The 4,826-nt window shown below is 59.3% G+C and carries 5 protein-coding genes; 1 reads left to right on the top strand and 4 read right to left on the bottom strand.

What is annotated here, in order from left to right:
• The 4 genes from FAZ11_RS24480 to FAZ11_RS24465 all read right to left on the bottom strand — a co-directional run.
• A partial coding sequence (locus FAZ11_RS24480) for an aminotransferase class III-fold pyridoxal phosphate-dependent enzyme (protein WP_137283177.1) occupies positions 1-530 on the bottom strand: 530 nt, incomplete at its 3' end.
• Positions 531-606: 76 nt separating this feature from the next.
• Positions 607-1,095 carry an ester cyclase gene (locus FAZ11_RS24475; protein ID WP_338052964.1) on the bottom strand — a complete coding sequence of 163 codons (489 nt, stop codon included), beginning with the start codon at positions 1,093-1,095 and terminating at the stop codon, positions 607-609.
• A 59-nt stretch (positions 1,096-1,154) separates the two neighbouring features.
• Positions 1,155-2,630 carry an APC family permease gene (locus FAZ11_RS24470; protein ID WP_058760853.1) on the bottom strand — a complete coding sequence of 492 codons (1,476 nt, stop codon included), beginning with the start codon at positions 2,628-2,630 and terminating at the stop codon, positions 1,155-1,157.
• Between the two features lie 55 nt (positions 2,631-2,685).
• Positions 2,686-4,179 (bottom strand): aldehyde dehydrogenase, encoded by a 1,494-nt coding sequence (locus tag FAZ11_RS24465; protein ID WP_058782914.1) that lies wholly within the window; start codon positions 4,177-4,179, stop codon positions 2,686-2,688.
• A gap of 231 nt (positions 4,180-4,410) precedes the next feature.
• Between FAZ11_RS24465 and FAZ11_RS24460 the strand changes: the two genes are divergently transcribed.
• Positions 4,411-4,826, top strand: a 416-nt coding sequence (locus FAZ11_RS24460; RefSeq protein ID WP_137283176.1) for a winged helix-turn-helix domain-containing protein, incomplete at its 3' end; no start/stop codon positions are given.

Here is a 4,826-nt window from a genome sequence, read left to right as displayed (position 1 = left end):
CCCGCGAGAGGCAAATCAAAACCGCGCTGGTTGGCAGGCAACCCGGTAAGGCTCGCGCTGATGGTGGTGATGCCGTGATAGGCGCTCTTACGGCTGATGATCTTCTTCTTGGCGAACTTGCCAAGGGCGTTATTGCGGTACCACAGCATCTTGACGACGGTATCGTTAGCTTCGGAACCTGAATTGGTGAAGAACACCTTGCTCATGGGTACCGGCGCGATCTCGATCAGCTTCTCTGCCAACTCGATGCTGGGCGCATGGGCCTTGTGGCTGAACAGGTGATAAAAAGGCAGCTGCTGCAACTGAGCGGTTGCCGCATCGATCAGGCGTTGATTATTGAACCCCAAGGCGACCGACCATAGGCCCGACATGGCTTCGATGTATTGTTTGCCCTGGGTGTCATAGACATGCACCCCTTCACCCCGCTCGATAATCATGGGCCCCGTGTCCTGGTGCAGGCGGGCATTGGTATAGGGATGCAGGTGATGCTGGATATCTGCCTGATGCAGTTTTGACGACGTGGAATTCATGAAGGAAAACTCTGGTAGGAGAGAGCTGACTGGTAGGCAGGACCACTACCAGCCTTCGCTTGTATATCTGGAAGAGTTACCAGCCGAGTTGTCGGTTGAAACCGAGGGCATCGTAGTAGTCGTGCTGACTGACGATCTTGCCGCCCTTCAAGCGGATGAGGCTGACGCCATTGAATTTCAGCGGCTTGTTGGTCGCCGGTAGCTCGGCGCTCCAGGGACCCGTATTTTTCCCGTCGAATTGCCATTCGAAGGCGACGCTATCGCCTTGTACGACCGGGGTACCAACGAGTTGCCAACGCAGGTCAGGCACTGCGGTCATGAAGACCTTGATCACGTTGTCCCGAGCGGCATCCCTTCCCTTTTGCGGTGTGCCAACCGAAGAGTCGAGAAATTCGCCATCTTCGGCGAAGAAGCTGGCGGCCTTTTCGGCATCGTGTTCGTTCCAGGCGGCCATGTAGGCGTGGATGGTTGAAAGAGGGTCTTGCGCAGATTTGGCAAAGCAGAGCTGCGTAGCCAGTGCAAGGATTATCCCTAGAATCAGACGCTGCATGTGATGCTTCAGCATGGCGTAACTCCGGTGGTCAGAGGTTATGGGGCCCCGATCAATCAGGGGCCTGCGTAAAGTCAGTTCTTCCAGGCATCGCCGGCAGGTGCCGAACTCCGCGTATGTGGGCGGAACAGCAGCATGTAGGCCATGCCGATGGCCAGGGTGATCCCGCCCACCAGGGGTATGCCGTAGTTGACGTACCAGGCCGCTTCAGGGGTCCGCGGCCAGGACATGTTCAGGATCGCGAAGACGCCGTAGCAAAGAGCCGCGATGTTCACCAGCCAGCCCCAACGGCCCAGAGTGAATTGTCCTTTGGGTTTCCAGCCGCGAAGCCTTGCGTACAGCGCAGCCAAGACGATCATCTGGAAGGCGAGATAGATACCCACGGCAGCGAAGCTCACTACGAGGGCGACCGCGTTCTGCAGATAGAAACCCACGCAGACGATCAGCGCGGGAAGCACACCACAGACCACCAGGGCAGCAGTGGGTACGTGGGTGGCGGGTGAGAGCTTCTTGAGCAGTCCGCTGCCCATCACCATCTCGTCGCGAGCGTAGGAGTAGAGCAGGCGGCTGGCCGAGGCCTGCAGACTCAAGACGCAGGACACGAACGAGACGGTAATGATCGCCATCACGATACGAGCGCCAGTCGGGCCGAAGGCCGAGCTGAAGATCGTCGTCATCGGATCCTTGTCGGCGCCGGTGATGACCGCGCGAACGTCCGGTACCGCGAGAATCAAGGCGATCGCCGCGAACATGGAGGCCGCCCCGCCGATCCAGATGGTCATGCGCATGGCCTTGGGGACCTGCCGACTCGGATTGGGCGTTTCCTCGGCGACGTCGCCGCAGGCCTCGAAGCCGTAGTACAGGAACATACCGGCGAGGGCGGCGGTCAAGAAAGCCGGCCAGTAGGCACCATCTATGGAAATGTCGAAGGTGTCGAAAAGTACCCAGATCGATTGGTGCCGTTCGAAGATCAACAGGTAGCCACCAATGGCGATAGCGCCTACTAGTTCGCAGATGAAGCCGAACATGGCGACTCTGGCCAGCAACTGGGTACCACTCAGATTCAGCAGCGTGGCGATTGCGGTCAGCACCAGGGCCACCAAGGTGTTGGTGATAGGTGTCGATTCGAAGCCCAACAGGTTGGCGATGTAAGGTCCCGCTCCCAAGGCGACGGCGGCTACCGTCACGCACAGTGAGATGGCATATATCCAACCCACCATCCAGGCCCATTTCTTGCCGACTAGCCGACGCGCCCAGGGATAAACGCCGCCCGAAATCGGATATTGCGAGACGACCTCGCAGAACACCAGGCACACCAGCATCTGTCCCATTCCGACCAGCAGATAAGACCAGAACATCGGCGGCCCCCCAGCCGCCAAACAGAGACCAAATAGCGTGTACACCCCAACCACGGGCGAAAGGTAGGTAAAGCCAAGCGCGAAGTTCTGCCAGAGACTCATGCTACGGTCGAAATTGGACGTGTAGCCTAGCGCCTTCAGTTGCTCGGCATCCGCATCCAATGCTGCAGACTTATCAAGAGAGCTGTTCATTGCGAGCCTTCAATCCTTTACTTTATTGATTGTTCAATGCGGCAGTGCAGCGGGATCAGAGCTTGATCCAGGTCGCCTTGATTTCCGTGTATTTGTCGAAGGCATGCAGCGACTTGTCGCGACCGTTGCCGGACTGCTTGAAGCCGCCGAAGGGCGCAGTCATGTCTCCGCCGTCGTACTGATTGACCCAAACGCTACCAGCCCTCAGGGCCTGCGCGGTTTGGTGCGCCTTGCTGAGATCACGCGTCCAGAGTGCGGCCGCCAGTCCGTAGGGGGTGTCGTTGGCGATTGCGATGGCCTCTGCCGGGGTGTCGAATTCGATGACCGACAGCACCGGACCGAAGATTTCTTCCTGGGCAATGCGCATGGCGTTATTCACCCCGGCGAAGAGCGTGGGCGCAACGTAGACGCCGCCGGTTTCTTCCAGCACTCGCACGCCGCCGGTGAGGACCTGGGCGCCTTCGGCCTTACCCGACTCGATGTAGCCCAGCACCTGCTCAAGATGACGGGAGTCCACCACCGCGCCGACATTGGTCGCCGGGTCGAGTGGGTTGCCTGGTTTCCAGGCTTCCAGCGCCGCTGCAACCAAGGGCAGAAATTCGCTCTTGATGCTCGTTTCCACCAACAGGCGTGATCCGGCAGTGCAGACTTCACCCTGGTTGAAGGCGATGGCACCGGCGGCCGCTTCGGCGGCCGCATGCAGATCAGGGGCATCAGCGAAAACGATGTTGGGACTCTTGCCGCCCGCTTCGAGCCAGACCCGCTTCATGTTCGACCGACCCGAGCAGGTCAATAGATGCTTGGCGATCTTGGTCGAGCCGGTGAACACCACAGTGTCCACATCCATGTGCAATGCCAGGGCCTCGCCTACGGTATGTCCATAGCCGGGCAATACGTTTAGTACGCCAGCGGGCAGACCAGCCTGGATCGCGAGGTCAGCGATTCTGATAGCGCTCAACGGCGAGCGCTCCGATGGCTTGAGGATGACCGAGTTACCCGTCGCCAGTGCCGGCCCGAGCTTCCACGCGGCCATCATCAGCGGAAAGTTCCAAGGCACGATGGCGGCTACCACTCCGACCGGCTCGCGGGTGACGAGTCCAAGTTGGTCGGGGGCCGTGGGGGCGACTTCATCGTAGACCTTATCGATCGCCTCCGCGCTCCAGCGAATCGCATCGATCGAACCCGGCAGGTCCACCGCCAGGCTGTCACCGATGGGTTTGCCCATGTCCAGGGTATCCAGCAATGCCAGCTCTTCCTGGTGTTCCTCCAGCAGGTTGGCGAAACGCAGCAGAGTAGCCTTGCGCTCGGCCGGAGGGCACTTCGACCAGGTGCCGGCATTGAAGACGGCACGAGCATTGGCTACGGCCAGGTTGGCGTCGGCCAGGGCACAGCTGGCGACCTCCGCCAACTGACGGCCATCTATGGGGCTATGGCAGGGGAAGCTACCGCCCTCTACGGCGGGCACGTACTGACCATTGATGAAGGCCCGCCCTTCGATGTTCAGGCTCTTGGCTTTTGCTTCCCAATCGGCGCGTGTCTGCAGGCTCATGTCAGGTTCTCCTATGAATAACGTGGGCACTCGCTTAAACATATGGAACCATATCTTTAAGGACCTGAGAAGCTTGAGCATGACCTTGAAAATGAAAAAATCGCCGATTATTAGGTCGATTTTGCCTAACGAAGCCTGCGAAAATGGCGTGAACAGAATATAAAATATGGTTTGGTAGCCTTTTCGGTGCAGCTCACTGCCGTATCTGGAAAATCGTAAGCAGAGGGGTTCATGAGTCCGTTTTCGAGCTTGATACGCCTTAACCAAGAGGGCAAAACGGAGGCTGTCACTCGCCACTTGATCGAGATGGTGGAGGTGGGTCTTCTGGCCGAGGGCGAGCAGTTGCCAAACGAGACAACCCTGGCCGCACAACTGGGCGTCGCTCCGGTTACCTTGAGGGATGCGCTAGCCAACCTACGTTCGCAGGGCATCATCGAAACTCGCCGTGGACGCGGGGGCGGTAGTTTCGTGCGTGCGCGTCCGGCGATAGCGGACGCCGAACTCTTCGCTCGTCTGGAGCGGCTGACGGCGCTGGAGCTGCGCGATCATGCCGACGAGCACGTGGCGATATCCGGCGCGGCCGCTCAGTTGGCAGCCAAACGCGCAGGAGCCGATCAGCATCGGCGCCTAGCGCGGCTGTTGGCGGA

Origin of the sequence: Pseudomonas rhizoryzae, from assembly GCF_005250615.1 — a bacterium.
Lineage (GTDB): Bacteria > Pseudomonadota > Gammaproteobacteria > Pseudomonadales > Pseudomonadaceae > Chryseomonas > Chryseomonas rhizoryzae.
The sequence above is the reverse complement of the archived record's forward strand: the minus strand, read 5'-3'. Positions and strand labels throughout refer to the sequence as shown.

Bases quoted from the DNA above. Each gene is read 5' to 3' on its own strand.
- FAZ11_RS24475 (WP_338052964.1), bottom strand. From the start codon at position 1,095: ATGCTGAAGCATCACATGCAGCGTCTGATTCTAGGGATAATCCTTGCA.
- FAZ11_RS24465 (WP_058782914.1), bottom strand. From the start codon at position 4,179: ATGAGCCTGCAGACACGCGCCGATTGGGAAGCAAAAGCCAAGAGCCTG.
- FAZ11_RS24470 (WP_058760853.1), bottom strand. From the start codon at position 2,630: ATGAACAGCTCTCTTGATAAGTCTGCAGCATTGGATGCGGATGCCGAG.